Source organism: Modestobacter excelsi, assembly GCF_005930495.1.
In the GTDB taxonomy this organism is placed as follows: Bacteria; Actinomycetota; Actinomycetes; order Mycobacteriales; family Geodermatophilaceae; genus Modestobacter; species Modestobacter excelsi.
Genome location: NZ_SJEX01000009.1, coordinates 71,718 through 93,993, shown reverse-complemented (window position 1 = coordinate 93,993; position 22,276 = coordinate 71,718). Strand labels below are relative to the sequence as shown.

At 74.6% G+C, this 22,276-nt stretch carries 22 protein-coding genes and 1 riboswitch; of the genes, 11 read left to right on the top strand and 11 right to left on the bottom strand.

Going from position 1 to position 22,276, the window contains the following annotated elements:
* Positions 1 to 6: 6 nt before the first annotated feature.
* Positions 7 to 933: a tryptophan 2,3-dioxygenase gene (locus FHL80_RS05585; protein WP_138732455.1), complete on the top strand. Its 927-nt coding sequence runs from the start codon at positions 7 to 9 to the stop codon at positions 931 to 933.
* 2 nt (positions 934 to 935) lie between these two features.
* Here the strand turns inward: FHL80_RS05585 and FHL80_RS05580 are convergent, their stop codons facing one another.
* Together FHL80_RS05580 and FHL80_RS05575 are read right to left on the bottom strand one after the other, a co-directional pair.
* Positions 936 to 1,931 (bottom strand): LLM class flavin-dependent oxidoreductase, encoded by a 996-nt coding sequence (locus tag FHL80_RS05580; RefSeq protein ID WP_138732454.1) that lies wholly within the window; start codon positions 1,929 to 1,931, stop codon positions 936 to 938.
* Entirely contained in the window at positions 1,928 to 2,326 is a 399-nt protein-coding gene (locus tag FHL80_RS05575) for a Rid family hydrolase (RefSeq protein ID WP_138732453.1), read from the bottom strand. The genes FHL80_RS05580 and FHL80_RS05575 overlap by 4 nt, the downstream gene beginning before the upstream one ends.
* A 185-nt stretch (positions 2,327 to 2,511) precedes the next feature.
* On the opposite strand from FHL80_RS05575, the gene FHL80_RS05570 reads away from it, so the two are divergent.
* Entirely contained in the window at positions 2,512 to 3,351 is an 840-nt protein-coding gene (locus FHL80_RS05570) for an aldo/keto reductase (protein WP_138732452.1), read from the top strand.
* Between the two features lie 105 nt (positions 3,352 to 3,456).
* Here FHL80_RS05570 and FHL80_RS05565 read toward each other — a convergent pair whose 3' ends face one another.
* Positions 3,457 to 4,335 (bottom strand): DUF3097 domain-containing protein, encoded by an 879-nt coding sequence (locus FHL80_RS05565; protein WP_246078480.1) that lies wholly within the window; start codon positions 4,333 to 4,335, stop codon positions 3,457 to 3,459.
* A gap of 235 nt (positions 4,336 to 4,570) precedes the next feature.
* On the opposite strand from FHL80_RS05565, the gene FHL80_RS05560 reads away from it, so the two are divergent.
* On the top strand, positions 4,571 to 5,530 hold the full coding sequence (locus FHL80_RS05560; protein ID WP_138732451.1) for a PRC and DUF2382 domain-containing protein: 960 nt from the start codon (positions 4,571 to 4,573) through the stop codon (positions 5,528 to 5,530).
* 122 nt (positions 5,531 to 5,652) lie between these two features.
* Here the strand turns inward: FHL80_RS05560 and ppk2 are convergent, their stop codons facing one another.
* Positions 5,653 to 6,642 carry a polyphosphate kinase 2 gene (ppk2, locus tag FHL80_RS05555; RefSeq protein ID WP_138732450.1) on the bottom strand — a complete coding sequence of 330 codons (990 nt, stop codon included), beginning with the start codon at positions 6,640 to 6,642 and terminating at the stop codon, positions 5,653 to 5,655.
* Positions 6,643 to 6,821: 179 nt separating this feature from the next.
* Between ppk2 and FHL80_RS05550 the strand changes: the two genes are divergently transcribed.
* A complete protein-coding gene (locus FHL80_RS05550) occupies positions 6,822 to 8,765 on the top strand; it encodes a non-ribosomal peptide synthetase (protein WP_246078479.1) in 1,944 nt (647 codons plus the stop codon).
* Positions 8,766 to 8,873: 108 nt separating this feature from the next.
* On the opposite strand, the gene FHL80_RS05545 is transcribed toward FHL80_RS05550, so the two are convergent.
* Positions 8,874 to 9,521, bottom strand: a complete 648-nt coding sequence (locus FHL80_RS05545) for an FMN-dependent NADH-azoreductase (protein ID WP_138732449.1) — start codon at positions 9,519 to 9,521, stop codon at positions 8,874 to 8,876.
* Positions 9,522 to 9,617: 96 nt separating this feature from the next.
* Between FHL80_RS05545 and FHL80_RS05540 the strand changes: the two genes are divergently transcribed.
* Complete coding sequence (locus FHL80_RS05540) at positions 9,618 to 10,559, top strand: serine/threonine dehydratase (RefSeq protein ID WP_138732448.1); 942 nt, start codon at positions 9,618 to 9,620, stop codon at positions 10,557 to 10,559.
* Positions 10,560 to 10,575: 16 nt separating this feature from the next.
* Here FHL80_RS05540 and FHL80_RS05535 read toward each other — a convergent pair whose 3' ends face one another.
* From FHL80_RS05535 to FHL80_RS05520, 4 genes are all read right to left on the bottom strand, one after another.
* A complete protein-coding gene (locus FHL80_RS05535) occupies positions 10,576 to 10,962 on the bottom strand; it encodes a YchJ family protein (RefSeq protein WP_216870448.1) in 387 nt (128 codons plus the stop codon).
* Between the two features lie 11 nt (positions 10,963 to 10,973).
* Entirely contained in the window at positions 10,974 to 13,124 is a 2,151-nt protein-coding gene (helR, locus tag FHL80_RS05530; RefSeq protein WP_138732447.1) for an RNA polymerase recycling motor ATPase HelR, read from the bottom strand.
* 102 nt (positions 13,125 to 13,226) lie between these two features.
* Entirely contained in the window at positions 13,227 to 13,616 is a 390-nt protein-coding gene (locus FHL80_RS05525) for an STAS domain-containing protein (RefSeq protein WP_138732446.1), read from the bottom strand.
* 83 nt (positions 13,617 to 13,699) lie between these two features.
* Positions 13,700 to 14,509, bottom strand: coding sequence for an ArsR/SmtB family transcription factor (locus FHL80_RS05520; RefSeq protein ID WP_216870447.1), 810 nt, complete (start codon positions 14,507 to 14,509; stop codon positions 13,700 to 13,702).
* A gap of 65 nt (positions 14,510 to 14,574) precedes the next feature.
* Between FHL80_RS05520 and FHL80_RS05515 the strand changes: the two genes are divergently transcribed.
* The gene (locus tag FHL80_RS05515; protein WP_138732444.1) at positions 14,575 to 15,450 is read left to right on the top strand and encodes a patatin-like phospholipase family protein; all 876 of its coding nucleotides are present in this window, start codon (positions 14,575 to 14,577) and stop codon (positions 15,448 to 15,450) included.
* A gap of 37 nt (positions 15,451 to 15,487) precedes the next feature.
* Here the strand turns inward: FHL80_RS05515 and FHL80_RS05510 are convergent, their stop codons facing one another.
* Together FHL80_RS05510 and FHL80_RS05505 are read right to left on the bottom strand one after the other, a co-directional pair.
* Positions 15,488 to 15,802: a DMT family transporter gene (locus FHL80_RS05510; RefSeq protein WP_138732443.1), complete on the bottom strand. Its 315-nt coding sequence runs from the start codon at positions 15,800 to 15,802 to the stop codon at positions 15,488 to 15,490.
* A 10-nt stretch (positions 15,803 to 15,812) separates the two neighbouring features.
* Positions 15,813 to 15,877, bottom strand: a riboswitch (guanidine-III (ykkC-III) riboswitch).
* A 57-nt stretch (positions 15,878 to 15,934) separates the two neighbouring features.
* A complete protein-coding gene (locus FHL80_RS05505; RefSeq protein WP_138732442.1) occupies positions 15,935 to 17,230 on the bottom strand; it encodes a M18 family aminopeptidase in 1,296 nt (431 codons plus the stop codon).
* Between the two features lie 364 nt (positions 17,231 to 17,594).
* Here FHL80_RS05505 and FHL80_RS05500 point away from each other — a divergent pair, with 364 nt between their 5' ends.
* From FHL80_RS05500 to FHL80_RS05480, 5 genes are all read left to right on the top strand, one after another.
* Positions 17,595 to 18,641: an NAD(P)-dependent alcohol dehydrogenase gene (locus FHL80_RS05500; RefSeq protein ID WP_138732441.1), complete on the top strand. Its 1,047-nt coding sequence runs from the start codon at positions 17,595 to 17,597 to the stop codon at positions 18,639 to 18,641.
* 103 nt (positions 18,642 to 18,744) lie between these two features.
* Complete coding sequence (locus tag FHL80_RS05495; RefSeq protein ID WP_138732440.1) at positions 18,745 to 19,014, top strand: hypothetical protein; 270 nt, start codon at positions 18,745 to 18,747, stop codon at positions 19,012 to 19,014.
* 39 nt (positions 19,015 to 19,053) lie between these two features.
* On the top strand, positions 19,054 to 19,944 hold the full coding sequence (locus FHL80_RS05490; protein ID WP_246078478.1) for an AAA family ATPase: 891 nt from the start codon (positions 19,054 to 19,056) through the stop codon (positions 19,942 to 19,944).
* Entirely contained in the window at positions 19,934 to 21,136 is a 1,203-nt protein-coding gene (locus FHL80_RS05485; RefSeq protein WP_246078477.1) for a vWA domain-containing protein, read from the top strand. Before FHL80_RS05490 ends, FHL80_RS05485 begins: the two co-directional genes overlap by 11 nt.
* A complete protein-coding gene (locus FHL80_RS05480) occupies positions 21,136 to 22,257 on the top strand; it encodes an XdhC family protein (RefSeq protein ID WP_138732438.1) in 1,122 nt (373 codons plus the stop codon). Before FHL80_RS05485 ends, FHL80_RS05480 begins: the two co-directional genes overlap by 1 nt.
* Positions 22,258 to 22,276: the final 19 nt, after the last annotated feature.

The window sequence follows — 22,276 nt, the reverse complement described above, 5'->3', positions numbered from 1 at the left end:
GTCCCCATGACCACCCGTCGTCCGCCCGGCACCCGGCCCGAGCCGCCCGCCGCGATCCGCCCGGCCGCCCCGCCGCCGCCGCTGGACGCCGACACCCGCGCCGAGCGGGCGGCCGCCAACGCCGGGCTGCCCACGGTCGAGTTCGCCGACGCGACGCCGTACGAGAGCTACGTCGGGGTGCGCCAGCTGCAGGCGCTGGTGCGCACCGTCACCGACCACCCGGCCGAGCCGGCCTTCCTCGTCGTCACGCAGGTCATGGAGCTGTGGTTCACGCTGCTGCGCCGCGAGTGGGAGCTGGCCCAGCGGCAGCTGCGGGCCGACGACCTGGACGGCGCGGTCGCCTCGATCCGCCGCTCGGTGCACCACCTGCGGTCGCTGGACGCGAGCTGGGGGTCGCTGCTCTGGCTCACCCCGGCGGAGTTCAACGGCTTCCGGGACTCCCTCGGCGAGGCGTCGGGCTTCCAGTCCTACGAGTACCGGCACGTGGAGTTCCTGCTCGGGCTGAAGGCGGAGTCCGTCGTCCGGCCGCACCGCGGGCTGCCCGTCGTGCACGCCGACCTGCAGCGCGCGCTGGCCGGGCCGTCGCTGGAGGACGACGTTCTGGCGTACCTGGCCCGGCGGGGTCTGCCGGTGCCGGCCGCCGTCCTGGAGCGGGACCGGTCCGTCACCCACGAGCCGGACCCGGCGGTGACCGGGCTGTGGGCCGCCGTCTACCGGGACCCGCGGCCATCGAACGAGCTGTTCGCGCTGGGGGAGGCGCTCACCGACGTCGCCGAGGTGTTCACCACCTGGCGGCAGCGGCACGTCACCGCCGTCCGCCGGGCGATGGGGGCCAAGCCGGGCAGCGGCGGCTCGGCCGGCCTGGTCTGGCTCGAGCGCAGCGCCGCCCGCGTCGTCTTCCCCGACCTCTGGGCCGCCCGCACCGCCGTCTGAGGTCAGAGGCGGGGGAGCACCTGCTCGCCGAGGACGGTGACCGCGGCGACCGGGTCCGGGCCGAGCGGCGGGCCGAAGGACAGGTGGGTGGCGCCCTGCTCCTGCAGCCAGCGGCAGCGGCGCACGACCTCGTCGGCGTCCCCGGCGATGCCCAGCCGCAGCATCTCCGGGGTGACCAGGTCGGTGGCCTGTTCCGGCTCGCCGGCGGACAGCGCGGCCTGGATGTCGGCGAAGTCCTCGACCGCCAGCCCGGCCCGGGACAGCAGGTAGGGGGAGAAGGAGGCGCCGTAGTAGGCGATCTTCGCCGCCAGGGCCCGCTCGGCCCGGGCGCCGTCGCCGTCGACCGACACCCAGAAGGCGGCGGCGACGTCGACCTCCGCCGGGTCGCGGCCGGCGTCGCAGGCGCCGGCGTGCACCAGGTCGCGGGCGACCGGGAAGTGCTCGGGCGGGTAGAGCAGCGGCAGCACGCCCTCGGCCTCGGCGCCGGACATCTGCAGCATCTTCGGGCTCATCGCGCCCACGTAGACCGGGGCCGGCGCGCCCAGCGGGAAGCGCAGGTGGGCCTCCGGGGTCCACCCGGCACCGGCACCGGCGACGTCGGAGGGCCGGTCCCCCCGGCTCAGCGCGCGCACCGCCCGGACGGCCTCCCGGGTGCGGGTCAGCGGCAGCGGGCGCGGGATGCCGGCCCAGCCGAGGAACTCCTCGGCGCCGGCCGCCAGACCGAGCAGGAACCGGCCGCCGGAGACCTCCTGCAGGGTGGCGGCGAGCATCGCCAGCTCGGCGGGGTGCACCGAGTACGGGTTCATGATCCCGATGCCCAGGCCGATCCGCGAGGTGCGGGTGGCCGCGGCGGTCACCATCACCGGCGCCGAGCGCAGGAAGAGGTCGTCGGAGACCCACACCTGGTCGAACCCCAGGGCCTCGGCCGCGACGACCAGGTCGACGTACTCCGCCACCGGCAGGTCGTTGTTCAGCCGCAGGCTGGTCCGCCCGGTCACGACGCCGGCCCGGTGCAGGCGTCCAGCTCCACCTCGACGAGGAAGCCCTCGCCGATCAGCCCGGCCACGAACAGCGTGGTGTTGGCCGGGGCGACCGCACCCAGCACCTCGGCGTGCGCACGCGCGGCGCCCTCCCAGTCGGCCCCCGGGGCGAGCAGCAGCCGGGTGCGCAGCACCTGCTCGAGGCCTACACCGAGCGCCTCGGCCGCGGCGACCGCCCGCCGCAGTGCGGCGGCCGCCTGGGCGTGGGTGTCCCCGGGGTGCGCCGCCGTCCCGTCCGGGCCGGTGTCGGTGGTGCCGCTGACGGCGATGCAGCAGCCGGCGCGGGCCGCCCGGCTGTAGCCCGCGGACGCCTCCCACCCGGTGCCGTCGGTCACCCGCTGCAGCTCTGCCACGTGCCCTCTTCCTGCCGACGACAGTGCCGACACCGTACTGAGCAGCGTCTGCGCGCATTCCCGCGGTCACGGTGAGATGCCTCGCGGGTAGGACGACGACGCCCGGGGTACGTCGCAGACCAGGTCGGCCGCGCCCGCAGGCTCGCGCGCCGCCTCCCATCCGTCCCACCCCCGGAGGACCCCGCATGGCCACCGTGCCCACGATCACCTTGAACAACGGCGTCGAGATCCCGCAGCTCGGCTTCGGCGTCTACCAGGTCCCGCCGGAGGACACCGCGGACGCCGTCCAGGCCGCGCTGGAGGTCGGCTACCGGCACATCGACACCGCCGAGATGTACGGCAACGAGAAGGGCGTCGGCGAGGGCATCCGCGCCTCCGGCGTCCCGCGCGAGGAGGTCTTCGTCACCTCCAAGCTGAACAACGGCTTCCACGCCCACGACGACGCGCTGCGGGCCTTCGACGGCACGCTCGAGGCGCTGGGGTCGGACTACGTCGACCTGTTCCTCATCCACTGGCCGCTGCCCGGCATCGACGTCGACTACGTCGAGACCTGGAAGGCGCTGGAGGAGATCTACCGCTCCGGGCGCGCCAAGTCGATCGGTGTCTCGAACTTCAACGCGCACCACCTGCGCAAGCTCTTCGGCCAGACCCAGATCCGCCCTGCGGTCAACCAGATCGAGGTGCACCCCTACCTCGCCCAGGACGAGCTGCGGGCCTTCGACGCCGACCACGAGATCGCCACCGAGGCCTGGTCGCCGATCGCCCAGGGCAAGGTGCTGGACGACCCGACGATCCTCCGGGTGGCCGAGCGCCACGGCAAGACCGCCTCGCAGGTGACCCTGCGCTGGCACGTCCAGCGGGGCGACATCGTGTTCCCGAAGTCGGTCACCCGCAGCCGGGTCGAGGAGAACTTCGACATCTTCGACTTCGAGCTCTCCGAGGACGACCTGCGCGAGATCACTGCGCTGGACCGCAACGAGCGCACCGGCCCCGACCCGGACACGTTCAACTACATCCCCGCGTGACGAAGGACCCCGCTGCCCCCCGCCGCTCGCACTCCCGCGGCGGGACCCTGCAGCGGGGTCGCGCAGCGGCCGTCGTCCCCTCCCGGGGCGGCGGCCGCTGCCGGCTCAGGGGACCTCGGTGACGAAGTCGATGAGCTCCTCGACCCGGCCGATGAGGGTCGGCTCGAGGTCGGTCCAGACCTCCACCCGCGCCAGGATGCGCTGCGCCCACACGTAGCCGGTGTCGTCCTCCCAGCCCAGCCGGCGGCAGACGCCGGTCTTCCAGTCCTCGCCCCGGGGCACTGTCGGCCAGGCCTTGATGCCGACGACGGAGGGCTTGACCGCCTGCCAGATGTCGATGAACGGGTGGCCGACCACGAGCGCGTGCGCCCCGGGGGCCCCGGACCCCGTCCGCATCACCTCAGCGGCGATGCGGGTCTCCTTGGACCCGGTGACCAGGTGGTCGACCAGCACCCCGAGCCGGCGGCCGGCCGAGGGGCGGAACTCCCGCACGATCCCGGGCAGGTCGTCCACGCCGTGCAGCGGCTCGACGACGACGCCCTCGATCCGCAGGTCGTGGCCCCACACCTTCTCCACCAGCTCGGCGTCGTGCTTGCCCTCGACGTAGATGCGGCCCTCGCGGGCGACCCGGGCGCGGGCGCCGACGACGTAGGTCGACCCCGATGCGCTGCGCTGCGGGCCGGAGGGGGCGTTCTGCTTGGGCCGCACCAGGACGACGGGCCGGCCGTCGACCCAGAAGCCCGGCCCGAGCGGGTAGGCGCGGACCTTCCCGAAGCGGTCCTCCAGGTGGACGACGTCCTTCTCGCAGCGCACCACGGCGCCGACGAACCCGCTGCTGGGGTCCTCCACGACGACGTCCTTGTGCGCCTCCACCTCCGGTGAGGGCGTCTTCTTGGTGCGCGGGTGGACCAGGTCGTCGTACGGCGAGCGAGGAGGCACGTCCTCCATGCTCAGGTCGGGGAGCGCCTGCGGCGGCTGCGACACGCCCGGGGTGGCGAGGCTCCCTCGGGTCCCGGCGCGTCGGACCATTCCGCCCCAACGGCGTGTCCGACCCGGGCAGGGGGTCTGACCTGCGGCGATGGACGTGACGCGGACGACACGGCCGCGCATCCCCATCACACAGCGTCAGATCGATCATGAACGGGCCGTTTCCGGATGGCCGCGACGGGCATGGCCCGACGTGAGCCACGTCAGATCCCCCGAGCCAAGGAGCGGAACCATGATCGGCACCGACACCCTCGATCGCGTGATCGGCGCAGACGTCTATGACGCTGACGGCACGAAGATCGGCACTGCGTCCGAGGTCTTCCTCGACGACCAGTCCGGCAACCCCGAGTGGGTGACCGTGAAGACCGGCCTGTTCGGCACGAAGGAGACCTTCGTCCCGATCCGCGAGGCCGACCTGACCGGCGACGGCCTGCGCGTACCGGTCACCAAGGCCCAGGTCAAGGACGCCCCGAAGATCGACACGGACGGCCACCTCTCCCCGCAGGAGGAAGAGGAGCTGTACCGCTACTACGGCACGGGCGGCACCGGCACCGGGCAGCACAGCGACGTCCAGTCGACCACCACCGACACGTCGCGGACGACGACCAACACCGGCATGGGCGCGGGCGTCACCGACCAGGTCGGCGACACCACGGCGAACACCACCGCCGGGTACACCGACACGGACGTCAACCGCCACGGCACCAAGGGCCACGACACCTCCGGTCCGACGACCGACGACGCCATGACCCTCTCCGAGGAGCGCGTCAACGTCGGCACCCAGCAGGTCGAGGCCGGCCGGGCACGACTGCGCAAGTACGTCGTCACCGAGAACGTGAGCCAGACGGTCCCCGTCTCGCACGAGGAGGTCCGCGTCCAGCGCGAGCCCATCACCGACGGCAACATCGGCAACGCGATGGACGGGCCGGCCATCTCCGAGGAGGAGCACGAGGTGACGCTGCACGCCGAGCGTCCCGTCGTGGAGAAGGAGGCCGTGCCGGTCGAGCGCGTGCGCCTGGACACCGAGACCGTCACCGAGCAGGTGCAGGTGGACGAGCAGGTGCGCAAGGAGCAGGTCGACACCGACGGCATCCGCGGCGGCACCACCACCGGTGACGCCACGACGGGCGGCAACCGCAGCCTGAAGGACAAGGCCCAGGACGCGCTCAACCGGGACGACGACCGCCGCTGATCCACCGCACCACCTGATCCACCCGCAGGGCCCGCCAGCGCCCGCCCCGGCCGTTCGGGGCGGGCGCTGTGCTGTCCGCGGTCAGATGCCGCCGTGACGCAACACGACGGTGCCCAGGCGGCTCAGCTGGCCTCGAGGGGCAACGAGTCACCGGGCTCGGGCATGGCCGGGTCCCCGAACTCCTCCTCCAGGACGTCGGCCGCCGAACCGACGATCAGCGGGTCGGGGACGCCGACCGCGGCGGCGTCCTTGTCGGTGTAGTCGAACCGCGCCAGCACGTGCCGGATCGCCTCCAACCGGGCGCGCTTCTTGTCGTTGCTCTTGATCACCGTCCAGGGGGCGTACTCCGTGTCGGTGTGCAGGAACATCGCCTCCTTCGCCTCGGTGTAGGCGTCCCACTTGTCCAGCGAGGCCAGGTCGGTGGGGGAGAGCTTCCACTGCCGCACCGGGTCGATCTGCCGGACGATGAACCGGCTGCGCTGCTCTCCCCGGGTGACCGAGAACCAGAACTTGACCAGGCGGATGCCGCTGTCGACGAGCATCCGCTCGAACTCCGGGGCCTGGCGCATGAAGAGCAGGTACTCGTCGGCGGTGCAGTAGCCCATCACCCGCTCCACGCCGGCGCGGTTGTACCAGGACCGGTCGAACATGACGATCTCGCGAGCGGCCGGCAGGTGGGTCACGTACCGCTGGAAGTACCACTGGTCCCGCTCGCGCTCCGAGGGCTTGTCCAGCGCGATCACCGTCGACCCGCGGGGGTTCAGGTGCTCGGTGAAGCGCTTGATGGTGCCGCCCTTGCCGGCGGCGTCCCGGCCCTCGAAGACCAGCACCAGCTTCTGCCCGGTCCCCTTCACCCTGCCCTGCAGCTTCAGCAGCTCGATCTGCAGCTTCCGCTTCTCGACCTCGTACTCCCGGCGCTCCATCCGCTCGCCGTAGGGGTAGCCCTCCCGCCAGGTGTCGACCCGGTTGCCCTGCGGGTCGTAGAGCTCGCGGTCGTCGTCCCAGTCCTCGTCGGAGTTCTCGTCGGGGAGGGCGTTGAGCCGCCACTGGCTGAGGTCAGCCACGGGCGACGGCGTCCCCTCGGGAGCGTGGTCGCGCGGGGGCTGGGTCATGACGCCTCCAGGGGTGCGGGGAACGGCGACGACGGGTCCGATCCTGCCCCTGGGCCGCGCACCCCGCCCGACCGGCGGAACGGCCTGGCTTGTGCGGACGTCGTGGATGGCACATCGTGTCCAGACGCGTGTCCGCCGGGAGGGTGGACCGTCCCTACCTGCGTGGAGGAAAGACCGGTATGACCGAAGAGATGGCGGGCGGACAGGCGGCTGTGCCCCACGCCGCCGCGGCGACCGGCGGTCCGGAGCTGCCGCTGCTGGTCATGCCACCGCGCTGGGCCTCGGCGGCCGAGCGGCTGCGCGAGGTCGCGGCCTCCGTACCGGACCGGGTCGCGATCACCACCGGGGACGCCGAGGTCAGCTACGCCGGCCTGCAGCAGCGCGTCGACGCGCTGACCGCCGAGCTCGCCCCGCTGCTGGCCGACGACGCGGGGGTGACCCCGGCCGACGCCCGTCAGCCGGTGGGGATCTACGCCGAGCAGGGCGTGGACAGCGTCGCGGCGATGTTCGCCGTGATGGCGACCGGCCACGCCTGCGTCGTGCTGGACGTGCTGCTGCCGCCGGCCCGGGCCGCGGTGATCGTCGAGCGCGCCGGGGTCGGCGTGGTGCTCGCCGACGCCGAGCGCCGGGACGCCGCCGAGGCGATGCCCGGCGTGCACACCGTCCGCGACCTGGCCGCCGACGGCGACGCGCGGGTCGCGACGCCCGCCGTGCCGACCCTCGACGACCCGGCGACGCTCGTCTTCACCTCCGGGACGACGGGGCTGCCCAAGGGCGTCGTGTGGACCCAGCGCACCGTCCTCGCGTGCGGCCAGACCAGCCGCGAGACGCTGCGGATCACGCCGGACGACCGGGTCTCCCTCGCGCTGCCGCAGGGTTTCGCGGTCGGCCAGCTGTCGGTCTTCGCGGCGCTGCTGAACGGCGCGACGCTGTGCGTGCGGGATCCCCGGGTGCACGGCATCCACGACCTGGCCGAGTGGATCGAGGCGACCGGCGTCACGGTGCTCAACTGCACCCCCTCGCTGCTGCGCTCGCTGCACGGCGCCCTGCCCGCCGGCCACGTGCTGCCGGCCCTCCGGCTGGTCACCACCGCAGGGGAGAAGGTCTACGGCAGCGACGTCAGCGACTTCCGGCAGCACCTGCCGGCCGGCGCGAGCTTCATGAACTGGATGGGCTCGTCGGAGACCGAGGCGCTGACCAGCTTCGAGATCCGGCCCGGTGACCCGGTCCCCAGCGGCGCGGTGCCGATCGGGACGGCGATCCCGCTGCGCACCCTCTCCGTGCTCGGCCCCACCGACGAGCCGGTGCCTGCCGGCGAGGTCGGGGTGCTGCACGCCACCTCGGAGTACTTCTCCAGCGGCTACTGGCGCGACCCGGCGGCCACGGCCACCCGGTTCCGCGCCGAACCGGACGGCCGGACCCGGTACTGCACCGGTGACCGCGCCCGGATGGACGCCGACGGCGTGGTGGAGATCCTCGGCCGCGGCGACGACTCGGTGAAGATCCGCGGCTACCTGGTGGAACCGGCGGAGGTCGAGTCGGTGCTGCGCGCGCTGCCGGACGTCGTCGACGCCGTCGTCCGCGGCACGGGGACCGACGAGCACGTTCGCCTGGTGGCCTGGGTGGTGCCCGACCCGCACCGCCCGGCGCCCGATGCCCAGGGGCTGCGCCGCGAGGTCGGGCAGCAGCTGCCCGAGTGGATGGTGCCCCGCGACGTCGTCCTGCTGCCCGAACTGCCCCGGAACGAGCGCGGGAAGGTCGACGTCGGGGCGCTGCCCGCGCCCGCGGAGCGGCACGAGGGCGCAGCCCCGGCCACCGACGTCGAGCGGGCGGTCGAGCAGGTGTGGGCGCCGATCCTCGGGGTCGAGCACGTCGGCCGGGAGGAGAGCTTCACCGCCCTCGGCGGGGAGTCCCTGGACGTGGAGGAGATGTTCACCGCCCTCTCGCGGGAGTTCGGTGTGTCCCTCGTCGTCGACGACCTGGCGGGCAACCCCACGCTGGCGGAGTTCGCCGCGCTGCTGACCGCGAAGCAGGCCGAGGCCGCGCAGCAGGGCGGACGCGGCCCGGTGGGCCGGCTCCTCGGCCGGCTCGGCCGCGGCTCCCGGGGCACCGCCCGGCACTGACTCATGCGGCCCGCGCGACCTCGTACCGGCGGGCCGGACGGCGCCCCGGTGCCCGTGCCGGCACCGGGGCAGCTGTGGACGGGCGGTGTCAGGCGGGGACGGGCGATGTCAGGCGGCGATGCCGGCGGCCAGCTCCTCGGCGTAGCTGCGGGCGGCGTCGGCCTCGGCCGCGGCCTGGCCGCGCAGGTCCGCCATGGCCGGGACCCGGTCGGCCAGGGTCAGCTGCAGCGTGATCACCGACACCGACATGCCGAAGGACTGGCCGAGCACCAGCTCCAACGGCGGCACGGTGTGGTCCCAGCTGGCCTGCTCACCGCCGGAGTCGTAGCTCGCGCCGCGGCTGGAGACGACGACCGCCGTCCGCCCGGCCAGCGGCCGCGCCTCGTACTCGCCGAACGGCACGGTGGTGCCGAGCACGTGCACGTGGTCGATCCACGCCTTGAGCGTCGAGGGCAGCGACCAGTTGTACATCGGCGCCCCCACCAGCAGGACGTCGGCAGCCAGCAGCTCGTCCAGGTAGCCCTGCTGCCGGAGCTCGTCGGCCGGGGCGACGGCCTCCCCCGCGGTGCGCAGCCGCGGCGCCCAGTGCAGCGCGGCGTCCGGCAGGTGCGGCGGCGGGTCGGCCTGCAGGTCGCGGGAGGTGACCGTGAAGGCCTCGCCCCGGGCCTGCCAGCCGCGGACGAACGCCGCGGTCACCGCCCGTGACGCAGAGCTGCGGGGGTCGGCGGACGAGTCGAGGTGCAGCAGGTGCGGCAAGGCGGGCCTCCCGGGTCTGGGCGTGCGCGGGTCACCGCGGACCCCCACCCAAGCAGGGGCCGTCCCGCGGCCCGCCACCGGCCGTATGGTCAGGCGGTGCTCACCCGCGACGACGTGCTGGCCGCCCGGCAGCGGACCGCCGGGCACGTCCGCCGCACCCCGCTCCTGCAGGTGGGGGAGGCCGGCTGGCTGAAGCTGGAGTTCCTGCAGCACACCGGGTCGTTCAAGGCCCGCGGCGCCTTCAACCGGCAGCTGGCCGCGGCCGAGCGCGGCGAGCTGGACCCGGCGATCGGCGTCGTGACGGCCTCCGGGGGCAACGCCGGGATGGCGCACGCGTTCGCAGCGCGCTCGATCGGCGTCCCGGCGACGGTCTTCGTGCCGGAGCCGACACCGGCGGTGAAGGTCGACCGGTTGCACGCCTACGGCGCCGACGTCCGGCTGCGAGGCAGCGAGTACGCGGAGGCGCAGGCGGCGGCGGTCGAGTTCGCCGACGCCGCCGGCGCGGTCTTCTGCCACGCCTACGACCAGCCGGAGATCGCGGCCGGGGCCGGGGTGCTGGCCGAGGAGCTGCTCGACGACCTGCCCGGCGCCGACACCGTCGTCGTGGCGGTGGGCGGCGGCGGGCTGCTCGCCGGGGTGCTGGCGGCGGTCGACGGCCGGGCCCGGGTGGTGGCGGTCGAGCCGGTGACCGCGCCGACGCTGGCCGCCGCGCTGGCGGCCGGGGAGCCGGTGGACGTCGAGGTCTCCGGGGTGGCCAAGGACTCCCTCGGCGCCCGCCGGCTGGGGGCGATCGCCTGGGACGTCGCCCGACGGACCCGCGGCCTGCTGAGCGTGCTGGTCGACGACGCCGCCGTCGTCGCGGCCCGCGCGGAGCTCTGGAGCGAGGCCCGGGTCGCCAGCGAGCACGGCGCAGCGACGGCGTACGCGGCGCTGACCTCGGGCGCCTACGTGCCGGCGCCGGGCGAGCGGGTGGTCACCGTGGTCTGCGGGGCGAACACCGACCCGGTGACCCTCGCCGCGGAGCCCGCCGAGGTCTGATGTTCCACGTGGAGCATCAGGGCAGCGGGTCGCCGTCCAGGTAGCGCCACTGGCCGTCCTCGCGGACGAACCGGCTGTCCTCGTGCTGCGTGCCGGCGGCGCGGTCGACGACCGAGTGCGCGCGGAACTCCACGGTGCCCGCGCTGGCCAGCAACCCGCCGCCGGTGGTGCGCAGCACCTCCAGGCCGACCCAGCGGATCCGCGGGTCGAGGTCGATCGCGCCGGGCCGGGTGGTGGAGTGCCAGGTGCGCACCAGGTACGCCGGGTCGCCGACGGCGAACGCGCTGTACCGCGACCGCATCAGCTGCTCGGCCGTCGCCGCGGTCGCCGTCCCGGCGTGCAGCCGTCCGCAGCAGTCGGCGTAGGGCAGTCCGGAGCCGCACGGGCAGGCGCTGGTCGACACGCACCCCAGTCTCAGCCACTCGTGAGGACGACGAGCCGCTGGGTCGCCCGGGTCATCGCGACGTAGCGGTCGACCACCCCCTCGATGCCCGTGCCGAACCCCTCGGGGTCGACGAGCACGACCAGGTCGAACTCGAGGCCCTTGGCCAGCTCCGGGGTCAGCGACCGGACCCGCGGCGTCCCCGGGAACGTCGGGTCGCCGATGACGCAGGCGACCCCCTCGTGCTGCTCGGCCAGCCAGCCGTCGAGCACCGGTCGCAGCTGGGCGAGCGACCCGTGCAGGACGGGTACGCCGGTGCTGCGGATCGACGTCGGCACGTTGGCATCCGGCAGCGCGGCCCGGATGACCGGCTCCGCCTCGGCCATGACCTCCTCCGGCGTCCGGTAGTTGATGGTCAGCGAGGCCAGCTCGACCCGGTCCAGACCGACCCGTTCCAGCCGTTCCCGCCACGTCTCGGGGAAGCCGTGCCGGGCCTGCGCGCGGTCGCCGACGACGGTGAAGCTGCGCGACGGGCAGCGGAGCAGCAGCATCTGCCACTCCGCGTCGGTCAGCTCCTGGGCCTCGTCCACGACGACGTGCGCGAACGGCCCGGCCAGCCGGTCCGGGCCGGGGCGGGGCAGCACGTCGGGGTCCACCAGGGCGTCGCGGAGGTCCTGGTGGCGCAGGGTCGTCATCAGCATCAGCTCGGAGTCGTCGGTCGCGATCAGCTCGTCGATGACGCCGGCCATCCGGTCGCGTTCGGCGGCGACGGCAGCGGCGTGCCGCCGCCTGCGCCGGGACGTCGCCGGGTCGCCGAGCCGCTGCCGGGCGGCGTCCAGCAGCGGCAGGTCGGACGCCGTCCAGGCGTGCGGGTCCGGGCGCTGCAGCGCCCGGACCTCCTCGGGGGTGAGCCAGGGAGCGCAGCGCCGCAGGAACGCGGGCACCGACCACAGGTCGCCGACCAGGTCGGTCGCCTCCAGCAGCGGCCACGCGCGGTCCACGGCGGCGACCAGCTCACCGCTGCGCGCCAGCGACGCGCGGAGCTGCTCGAGCGGGACGTCGTCCTCCTCGAGCTGGTCGACGAGGATCTCCAGCAGCTCGTCGGCCACCTGGTCCCGGGCCTCGTTGTGCGGGGTGCCGGGGTCCGGCGCCCCGAACGCCTCGGCCCAGTCCTCGGCGCTCAGCCGGACCTCGGACCAGTCGGTCCCGATCGTCATCCCGCGGCGGGGTGGCTCCTCGTAGAACCGGACGGCCGCCTCGATCGCCTGCACGAGGCGCGCGGAGGACTTCAGCCGGGCCACCTCCGGGTCGGACTCGGCCGTCGCCGTGGCGCCCTCGGGCACCAGGTCGCGCAGGGTGCAGGTCTGCACCCCCTCCTCCCCGAGGCTCGGGAGGACGTCGGCGACGTAGGCCAGGTACGGCTGGTGCGGGCCGACGAACAGCACCCCGCCCCGCCCGGGTCCCAGGCGCGGGTCGGCGTAGAGCAGGTAGGCGGTGCGGTGCAGGGCGACGACGGTCTTCCCTGTCCCCGGACCGCCGTCGACGACGAGTGCACCGGCCGACCCCGCGCGGATCACCGCGTCCTGGTCGGCCTGGATGGTGCCGAGCACGTCACGCATCCGGGCCGAGCGGCTGCTGCCCAGGCCGGCGATGAAGGCGGACTCGTCGTCCAGCGCGACCTGCTGCCGGAGCCCGTCGGCGGTGAACACCTCGTCCCAGTAGTCGGTGATCCGGCCACGGGTCCAGCGGTACCGGCGGCGGCTGGCCAGCCCCATCGGGTCGGCGTGCGTCGCGCCGAAGAACGGCTCGGCCGCAGGGGAGCGCCAGTCGACCAGCAGCCGACGGCCGGCGCTGTCGGTGAGGCCGAGACGGCCGACGTACACCGGCTCGGGGTCGTCCGCGCCGACCATGCGCCCGAGGCACAGGTCCAGCCCGAACCGCTGCAGGGCGCGCAGCCGCGCGGCCAGCCGGTGGACCTCCAGGTCCCGGTCGAGCGCCGCCTGCCCGGTGCCCCCGGGCGCCGCGCGCTCGGCTGCGAGGCGACCGGAGAGGTCGGCGATGGCCTGCGCGAGGCTCTCCGCGATGGCCGCGAAGTGCTGCTCGTCAGTGGCGACGAGCGCCGGGGCGGCCTTGGCGGTGAGGTGGTCGGGGAGGTCGAAGGCACGGGTGGTCAGGGTGTTCACGCTCGCCGCTCCTGCATCTCGTGACCTGCGTCTGCGCAGGTCATCGGCCAGGTGCGCGAGTGTGCGGCCCCACCGGGGTCTTGCCGCAAGCCCCCCGCTGCGCTATACGTTGAAGTGGCGGGGAGAGGTCTGCTGGCCGGCCGTCCGGGGCTGGGCGTCGACGATGGTGAACACGTCGGCCAGGCCGGTGATCTGCAGCGGGCGGAGGACGGCCCGGCCGGTGCCGCAGCGCATCCGCAGCACCTGACCGGACCGCTGAGCCGTCCGGTGCGCGCCGGCGAGGACGGTCAGGCCGGCCGAGTCCAGGAAGGTGACGCCCGACAGGTCGAGGTCGACCGCGCGGAGGTCCGGGTGGGCGAGCAGCTCGTCCAGGCAGCCGCCGAGCACGGGCGCGCCCAGGGTGTCGAGGTCACCGACCACGGTGACGGTGCACCCGCAGTCCATCGTGCCGACCCGGACGTCCAGGTCGCCGGTGCCGAGTGGTGCAGACATGGCGACCTCCGTCCGTCCCGGGCTGGTGGTTCGGCGGTTTACGTCGTAAACCCTACCGCCTCACGGCCCGGGACGGCGGTTCGTCAGTCGTGGTGTGCCAACTCCTCCGCCCGGGGCTCGGCAGAGAACTCCCACGGCGCCTGCGGGAGCACCCGGCCGGTCTCCAGCAGCGACTTGAGGTTGGCCAGCACGGCGGGCCAGCCGGTGGCCACCGCGGCGGTGTCGGCAGCGGTGGGGAGGTCGCGGTGCTGCACGGTGAGCCGGACGATGTCCTGGTCCCGGTCGATGGTGAAGGTGACCGTCGACGGCGTGCCGGCCCGCTGCTCGTCCGACCCCGGGAAGGTGAGGACGAGCCGCTCCGGCGGGACCGACTCGACGACCGTGCCGACCACGTCGGCGATGCCCGACCCGTCGGTGCGCACGTGCTGCCACGTCGAGCCGGGCTGCCAGTCCGACTCGTTGCGGTGGCCCCAGTAGGAGGCGGTCAGGTCGGCGTCGGTGAGCGCCTGCCAGACCCGCTCGGGCGTGGCGGCGATGTAGGTGACGTAGACGAACGTGGGCTGGTCGGTCATCTCGTTCTCCTCTGCTGCATGGCGGACCGCGCTCAGGACGCGCAGCCGCGGGGTCTCGAACTTGTCGATCCACCGCTCCTGGACCTCGTGCAGCGGCACGACGTTCAGGTAGTGCAACTTCTCCCGGCCGTGCCAGACGGTGCTGACCAGGTTCGCGGCCTCGAGGACGGCCAGGTGCTGCGAGGCCGACTGCCGCGCCATGGCCAGCTCGCCGCAGAGCTCGCCCAGCGTCTGGCCGTTGCGGTCGTGCAGCCGGTCGAGCAGGGCGCGGCGGGTCGGGTCGGCGAGCGCCTTGAACACCAGGGTCAGGTCGCCGTCCACAGCTCCAATCATGCAGGCATTCACCTGCATGTCAAGGCATCCGGCGACGGCCTACGGTTCGGCTCGTGACGCACCCGGTCCCCACTCCCGTCCCCGCCGGCACTGCCCTGGTCCTCGCCGGGGGTGGGGTCGCCGGCATCGCCTGGGAGCTCGGCGTCCTGCGCGGCATCGCCGACGCCGACCCGGCGCTCGCCGGCCGGCTGCTGGCTGCCGACCTGGTGGTCGGCACGTCGGCCGGGTCGTCGGTCGCGGCGCAGATCACCAGCGGGGTGGACCTCGACGAGCTGTACGAGGCCCAGCTGCGGCGGGAGACCGCGGAGATCGAGGTCGACGTCGACCTGCTGGCGCTCTTCGCCGAGATGGGCGAGGTGATGGCCGGTGCGGCGGACGCGGCCGACGCCGGCCGCCGGATGGGCGCGCTCGCGCTGGCCGCACCGACCGTGGACCCGGCCCGCCGTGCGGCGATCGCCGCCCGGCTGCCGGTGCCGGACTGGCCGGACCGGCGGGTGCTGCTGCCGGCGGTCGACACCGGCTCCGGCGAGGTCGCCGTCTTCACCCGCGACTCCGGGGTGGCGCTGGTCGACGCGGTCGCGGCCAGCTGCGCGGTCCCCGGCGTGTGGCCGCCGGTCGCGATCGGCGGACGGCGGTACATGGACGGCGGCACGCGGTCGATGACCAACGCCGACCTGGCTGCCGGGGCCGAGCGGGTGCTGGTCGTGGTGCCGGCCCTGGCGGACGCACCGCAGCTGTGGGGCCGCAGCCTGGCCGACGAGATCGCCGATCTGGCGCCGGCGGCGGTCGCCGTCGTGCACGCCGACCAGGCCTCGGTGGAGGCCTTCGGCAGCAACGCCCTGTCGCCGGCGACCCGCGCCGCGGCCGCGCGGGCCGGCCGGGCCGTCGGTGCCGCCGCCGCTGCCCGGGTGGCTGCGACGCTGGGCTGAGGGCCTCACCCGCCGGCGGCCTGCTGCAGGCCCGGTGTCAGTGGGTGAGCTTCAGCCCGACGACACAGCCGACGATGCCGAGCAGCAGGAGCACCCGGACGGCGCTCACCGGCTCCTGACCGGTCCACATGGCGTAGCCGGCGGTCAGGGCGGCGCCGATGCCGACCCACACGGCGTAGGCCGTGCCGACGGGCAGGCTGCGCATGGCGAGTGCCAGACCGGCCATGCTCGCGGCGAGGGCGACGCCGAACACGACGGTCGGGGTGAGCCGGGTGAACCCCTCGGACCGCCCGAGGGCGGTGGCCCAGACGGCCTCGAGGGCGCCGGACAGGACGAGGACGAGCCAGTGCACGGGATCTCCTGGGACTCCGTCTTGTCGCTGTCCGGGTACGGCGTGCTCGTCCGGGAGACCGATCCCGGCCCCACCACCACTCTGTCACGTCCCGCGGCCGCCGGGTGGTGCCCCGGGCACCGGCGCCGCGGGTCAGTCGGTGAAGCAGGCGGTGAGCGCGCCGACCATCAGTGGCACGTCGAGCGCCGAGGCGAGCTCGCGGCAGGAGTGCATCGCCAGCATGGGCGCGCCGACGTCGACGGTCGGGATGCCCAGCCGGGTGGCGGTCAGCGGGCCGATGGTGCTGCCGGAGGGCAGGTCGGCCCGGGTCACGAACCACTGCACCGGAACACCTGCCTCGCCGCACCGCTCGGCGAACCACCCGCTGGACGCCGCGTCGGTCGCGTAGGCCTGGTTGGCGTTCACCTTCAGCACCGGGCCGCCGCCGAGCTGCGGCTGGTGCGCCGGCTCGTGCCGGTCGTACCGGGTCGGGTGGACGGCGTGGGCCATGTCCGCCGACACCAGCCGCGACCGGGCCAGTGCCCGGGGCAGCGCCTGCGGGTCGTCGGCGTCGGTGATCGCCACCAGCCGGCGGACGACGTCCTCGAGGAAGCTGCCGCGCGCCCCGGACATCGAGCCGCTGCCCACCTCCTCGTGGTCGTTGCAGACCAGCACCTGGGTGCGCGGGCCGGCCGGCGCGCCGATCAACGCCGTCAGCCCGGAGTGGCAGCAGGCCTGGTCGTCCAGCCGCGGCGCGGCCACCCAGGTGCCGTCGGCTCCGGCGGTGGCAGCAGGTTGCGTGTCGGCGAGCACCAGGTCGGAGCCGACGACCTCCCCGGCCGCCACCCCCGCCGCGTCGGCCAGTGCGTCGACCAGCCCTGGCTCGGAGCCCAGGTCGCGGGACCACACCGGCACCAGCTCCCGCTGCGGGTCGAGCTTCAGGCCGTCCCGGACGCCGCGGTCGAGGTGGATGGCGAGGGAGGGCAGCCGCAGCGGGGCGCCGGGCAGCCGCACCAGTGCTCCCGACCCACCGCGCAGCGCCACCCGGCCGGCCACGGTCAGCTCCCGGTCCAGCCAGGTGTGCCACAGGCTGCCGCCGTAGGGCTCGACGCCGACCAGCCGGTACCCGGCCTGCCGGACGTCGGAGTGCGGCCGCACCTTGAACGTGGGGGAGTCGGTGTGCGCGCCGACCAGCCGCATCCCGGCCTCGGCCAGCGGTGCGCTGCCCACCCGGAACGCGATGAGGCTGCCGTGCCGGACGACGAAGTGCGCGCCGCCCGGCGTCAGCGACCAGGAGTCCGGCTCCGCCAGCTCGGTGAACCCGGCCGCGCGCAGCCGTCGCGCCAGCTCGGCCACCGCGTGGAACGGGGACGGTGAGGCGTCGACGAAGGCCCGCAGGTCGTCGCCCAGGGCGAGCTCGTCGGTCGGCGGGGTGTCCGGCGTCGGCATGCCGCCATCCTGCCCAACCGGTGGGCGCCGTCGGCGGCGGGCCGGGGGACCGCGCACCCGCACCCGACCACCCCGGTCCCGGCACCGGTGTCGGCGCCGTCCGGGGGTGGTCGGGGCAGCCCTTCGCGGCCAGCCGGGCGAGTTCGGGCTCGGCCTGCACGCTCACCCGGTCCACCAGCACGCCCTCGATGGAGGACCGGCCCGACAACCGCTGCACGGCACGACCGTAGGCATGGGGTACGACAGTTCCCGCCCGTCCACGGCCCCGTGGACGGGACCCGGGAAGGCTCGTCCGGGTCCGTGGGTTGTGCACGAGACGGGCCGCCGGCAGTGCGCAGGCCCTGGACCCCAGGAGATCCCCTACGTGCTGACCGTCAACGCCCGCTCCACCTCCGGTACCGGCGCCCCCTTCGTGGCGACGACCATCGAGCGCCGCGACCTGGGCCCGCACGACGTGCTCATCGACATCGCCTACGCCGGCATCTGCCACTCCGACATCCACACCGCCCGCGGGGAGTGGGGCGACACGCACTTCCCGCTCGTCCCCGGCCACGAGATCGCCGGCGTCGTCTCCGCCGTCGGCTCGGAGGTCACCCGGTTCGCGGTCGGTGACCGGGCCGGCGTCGGGTGCATGGTCGACTCCTGCCGGGAGTGCGGGCCCTGCCTGGCCGGTGAGGAGCAGTACTGCCTGACGGGCAACATCGGCACCTACGACGCGATCGGCCGGGACGGCCGCCCGACCGACGGCGGCTACAGCGAGAAGATCGTCGTCGACGAGGCGTACACGCTGCGGATCCCCGAGGGCCTCGACCTCGACGTCGCCGCGCCCCTGCTCTGCGCCGGCATCACGCTCTACTCGCCGCTGCGCCACTGGGGTGCCGGCCCGGGCAAGGACGTGGCCATCGTCGGCCTCGGCGGGCTCGGCCACATGGGCGTCCGGATCGCCAAGGCGATGGGCGCCGAGGTCACCGTGCTGAGCCAGTCGCTGAAGAAGCAGGAGGACGGCCTGCGCCTGGGCGCCGACCACTACCACGCCACCGGTGACCCGGACACGTTCCAGGCGCTGGCCGGCCGCTTCGACCTGATCGTCTCCACCATCTCCGCGTCCGTCGACATGGGCGCCTACCTGGGCCTGCTGAAGCTGGACGGCGCGCTGGTCAACGTGGGGCTGCCCGAGGAGCCGCTGTCGGTGCCGGCGTTCCCGCTGCTCGAGGGCCGGCGCAGCCTCGCCGGTTCGATGATCGGGGGCATCCGGGAGACCCAGGAGATGCTCGACTTCTGCGCCGAGCACGGGTTGGGCGCCGAGATCGAGGTCATCTCCGCCGACCAGATCGACGAGGCCTACGACCGCGTGGTCGCCAGCGACGTCCGGTACCGCTTCGTCATCGACATCGCCACGATGGCCGGCTGACCCGCCCGTCCTGAGGGGACGTCCCCGCCGGGCGGCCGGAGACGTCCCCCACCTTCGGCCGGAGCCCGCGTTTCACCCGGCCGGTCCGGGTAGGGCGGAGGACATGGCCGACGACGACATCGAGATCGACGCGCAGGGCGAGAACTCCTACCTGGTGGTGCAGCCCAGCGAGCTGGAGGACGTGCGCACCTTCGTCACGGTGTCACCCGAGGTGATGGACCGGCTGGGCACCGACGACGAGGAGGACGTCGTCCGGCGCACCGTCCTGTTCCTCCGCAAGCACCAGGAGGTGGCCGACTTCCCGGAGGTCCTCGATCTCGAGGACGTGATCGCCGGGTACGACGACTACCTCGAGGCGATGGCCACCGACTGACGGCGCGCGACCCACCCCGGGGGTGGGATGCTGCTGGACGTGAGCCAGTCCACCCTCCCCGCTGACCCCGTCGCACTCGGCACCGCGCTGGAGGCCACCGGCTACCTGCCCGACGAGGGCCTGGCCACCGCGGCGTACCTGGCGCTGGTGATGCACCGCCCGCTGTTCCTGGAGGGCGAGGCCGGGGTCGGCAAGACGGCGCTGGCCCGAGCGCTGGCCGAGGTCACCGGCCGACCCCTGTACCGGCTGCAGTGCTACGAGGGGCTGGAGGCCAGCCACGCCCTCTACGACTGGGACTTCGGCCGCCAGCTGCTGCACCTGCGGGCCGCCGAGGCCGCGCACGCTGCCGGCGATCCCGCCGAGCTGGAGGCCGGGCTCTACGACCGGCGGTTCCTGCTCGCCCGCCCCCTGCTGCAGGCGCTGGAGGACTCGCCGTCGGTGCTGCTCGTCGACGAGGTGGACCGGGCCGACGACGAGTTCGAGGCGTTCCTGCTCGAGGTGCTCAGCGACTTCACCATCTCCATCCCGGAGCTGGGCACCGTGCGGGCCGAGACGCCGCCGCTCGTCGTCCTCACCTCCAACCGGACCCGCGAGGTGCACGACGCGCTCAAGCGGCGGTGCCTCTACCACTGGCTGGAGCACCCCGACTTCGAGCGCGAGGTGGCGATCCTCCGGCGTCGGCTGCCCGACGTCACCGACGCCCTGGCCCGCCAGGTGGCCCGGGCGACGGCCGAGCTGCGCGGCCTGGACCTGCTGAAGCCGCCCGGCGTCGCGGAGGCGATGGACTGGGCGAGCGCGCTGCACGCCCTCGGCGCCCGCGAGCTCGACCCCGACACCGCGGCGCGCACGCTGGGTGCGGTGCTCAAGTACCGCGAGGACACCGACCGCGTGCACGCCCTGACCCGGGGGGCGCTCTTCGGTGGCGGCTGACCACCGGACGGCGGGGAACGGCACCCGGGACGTCGTCACCACCGTGCTCGGGTTCGCCCGCACCCTCCGGCACGCCGGCGTCGCCGCCTCGCCCGCCCGGGTGGAGGCGATGCTCGCCGCGGCGGCGCACCTCGACGTCCTGGACCCGACCGCCGTCTACTGGGCCGGCCGGCTGACGCTGTGCGGCAGCCCCGACGACCTGGACCGCTACGACGCCGCCTTCGCCGCGTACTTCGGCGGGGAGGCGCCGCGGCCGCGGCGGTCGACCGGAGCCGAGCAGCCCCGGGTGGTGCGGACCGCGCCGTTGGGGACCGGCGAGGGCAGCGAGGACGGTGGCGAGCCCAGCGACCTCGCCACCCGGGCCAGCGGCGAGGAGGTGCTGCGGCACCGGGACGTCGCCGAGCTGACCGTCGCCGAGCGCGAGGAGCTGCGCCGGCTGTTCGCGCTGCTGGTCCCGGCCGCCCCGATGCGCGCCTCCCGGCGGCGCAGCCCGTCGCAGCACGGCTCGATCCACCGGGCGCGGACCGTGCGGCGGGCGCTGCGCGACGGCGGCGAGGTGACCCGGCTGGAGCACCACCGCGCCCGCCCTCGTCCGCGCCGGGTGGTGCTGCTGATCGACGTCTCCGGCTCGATGAGCCCCTACGCCGACGCCCTGCTCCGCTTCGCGCACGCCGCGGTCCGCGCCCGCCCGGCGAGCACCGAGGTCTTCACCTTCGGCACCCGGCTGACCCGGGTCACCCGCGAGCTGCGGCTGCGCGACCCCGACCGGGCGCTGGCGGCCAGCGGCTCGGCGATCCCCGACTGGTCCGGCGGGACCCGGATCGGCGAGGTGCTCAAGGCGTTCCTGGACCGCTGGGGCCAGCGCGGCACCGCCCGCGGCGCGGTCGTCGTCGTGTGCAGCGACGGCTGGGAGCGGGGTGGCGCGGAGCTGCTCGCCGAGCAGATGGCTCGGCTGCACCGGCTCGCGCACGCCGTCGTCTGGGTGAACCCGCACAAGGGCAGGTCCGGCTACGAGCCGCTCACCGCGGGGATGGTGGCGGCGCTGCCGTCCGTCGACCACTTCGTCGCCGGGCACAGCCTGGCCGCGTTCGAGCAACTGGCAGGAGTGATCGAGAGGACCCCGGGCTCCTCGTCACTCGCACGCTCGCGACGAGCCTCTCCCCGGGGCCGGACTACTGGAGGGACCTCCTGATGCGTGATGTTCTCGACGACCTGGTCGGTTGGTGGCAGGCGGGGGAGACGGTCGGGATGGGCACCGTCGTGGGCACCTGGCGCTCCGCGCCCCGCCCACCGGGTGCCTCGATGCTGGTCGGCCCCGACGGGACGGCGGTCGGCAGCGTGTCCGGCGGTTGCGTCGAGGGCGCGGTCTACGCGGAGGCCACCGACGTCCTCGCCACCGGTGAGCCGACGCTCGAGCGCTACGGCGTCAGCGACGACGACGCCTTCGCCGTCGGCCTGACCTGCGGCGGGATCCTCGACGTCTACGTGGAGGCGATCTCCCGGGAGTCCTTCCCCGAGCTCGGCGAGGTGGCCGAGTCGGTCGCCGCGCACGAGCCGGTCGCCGTCGTCACCTGCGTGAAGGGCCCGGCCGACCGGCTGGGCCGGCGGATGGTGCTGTGGCCCGACCGCGCGTCGGGCTCGTTCGGCGAGCAGCACCTGGACGGCGCCGTCGCCGACGACGCCCGCGGCATGCTGGCCGCCGGCCGGACGGCGACGCTCACCTACGGGCACGACGGGGAGCGGCGCGGCGATGACATCACCGTGTTCGTCTCCTCCTTCGCCCCGCCGGCGCGGATGGTCGTCTTCGGCGCCATCGACTTCGCCGCGGCGGTCGCGCGGGTCGGCTCGTTCCTCGGCTATAGGGTCACGGTCTGCGACGCCCGCCCGGTGTTCGCCACCGCGCGCCGCTTCCCCGACGCCGACGAGGTGGTCGTGGAGTGGCCGCACCGCTACCTGCAGGCCGAGGCCGATGCCGGGCGGATCGACGAGCGCACCGTGCTCTGCGTGCTCACCCACGACCCGAAGTTCGACGTCCCGCTGCTGGAGGTCGCGCTGCGGCTGCCGGTGGCCTACGTGGGTGCGATGGGGTCGAGGCGCACGCACGACGAGCGGCTGGAGCGGCTGCGCGAGGCAGGCATCAAGGACGACGAGCTCGAGCGCCTCTCCTCGCCGATCGGGCTGGACCTGGGCGCCCGGACGCCGGAGGAGACCGCGGTGTCGATCGCCGCGGAGATCATCGCCGGCCGCTGGGGCGGCTCCGGGGAGCGGCTCACCGGCGCCGAGGGCCCCATCCACCGCACCGCCGACCGCTAGGAGAACGCCAAAGGCGTGC

Bases quoted from the DNA above. Each gene is read 5' to 3' on its own strand.
- FHL80_RS05585 (WP_138732455.1), top strand. From the start codon at position 7: ATGACCACCCGTCGTCCGCCCGGCACCCGGCCCGAGCCGCCCGCCGCG.
- FHL80_RS05570 (WP_138732452.1), top strand. From the start codon at position 2,512: ATGGCCACCGTGCCCACGATCACCTTGAACAACGGCGTCGAGATCCCG.
- FHL80_RS05560 (WP_138732451.1), top strand. From the start codon at position 4,571: ATGATCGGCACCGACACCCTCGATCGCGTGATCGGCGCAGACGTCTAT.
- ppk2 (WP_138732450.1), bottom strand. From the start codon at position 6,642: ATGACCCAGCCCCCGCGCGACCACGCTCCCGAGGGGACGCCGTCGCCC.
- FHL80_RS05550 (WP_246078479.1), top strand. From the start codon at position 6,822: ATGACCGAAGAGATGGCGGGCGGACAGGCGGCTGTGCCCCACGCCGCC.
- FHL80_RS05525 (WP_138732446.1), bottom strand. From the start codon at position 13,616: ATGTCTGCACCACTCGGCACCGGCGACCTGGACGTCCGGGTCGGCACG.
- FHL80_RS05505 (WP_138732442.1), bottom strand. From the start codon at position 17,230: ATGCCGACGCCGGACACCCCGCCGACCGACGAGCTCGCCCTGGGCGAC.
- FHL80_RS05495 (WP_138732440.1), top strand. From the start codon at position 18,745: ATGGCCGACGACGACATCGAGATCGACGCGCAGGGCGAGAACTCCTAC.
- FHL80_RS05480 (WP_138732438.1), top strand. From the start codon at position 21,136: ATGCGTGATGTTCTCGACGACCTGGTCGGTTGGTGGCAGGCGGGGGAG.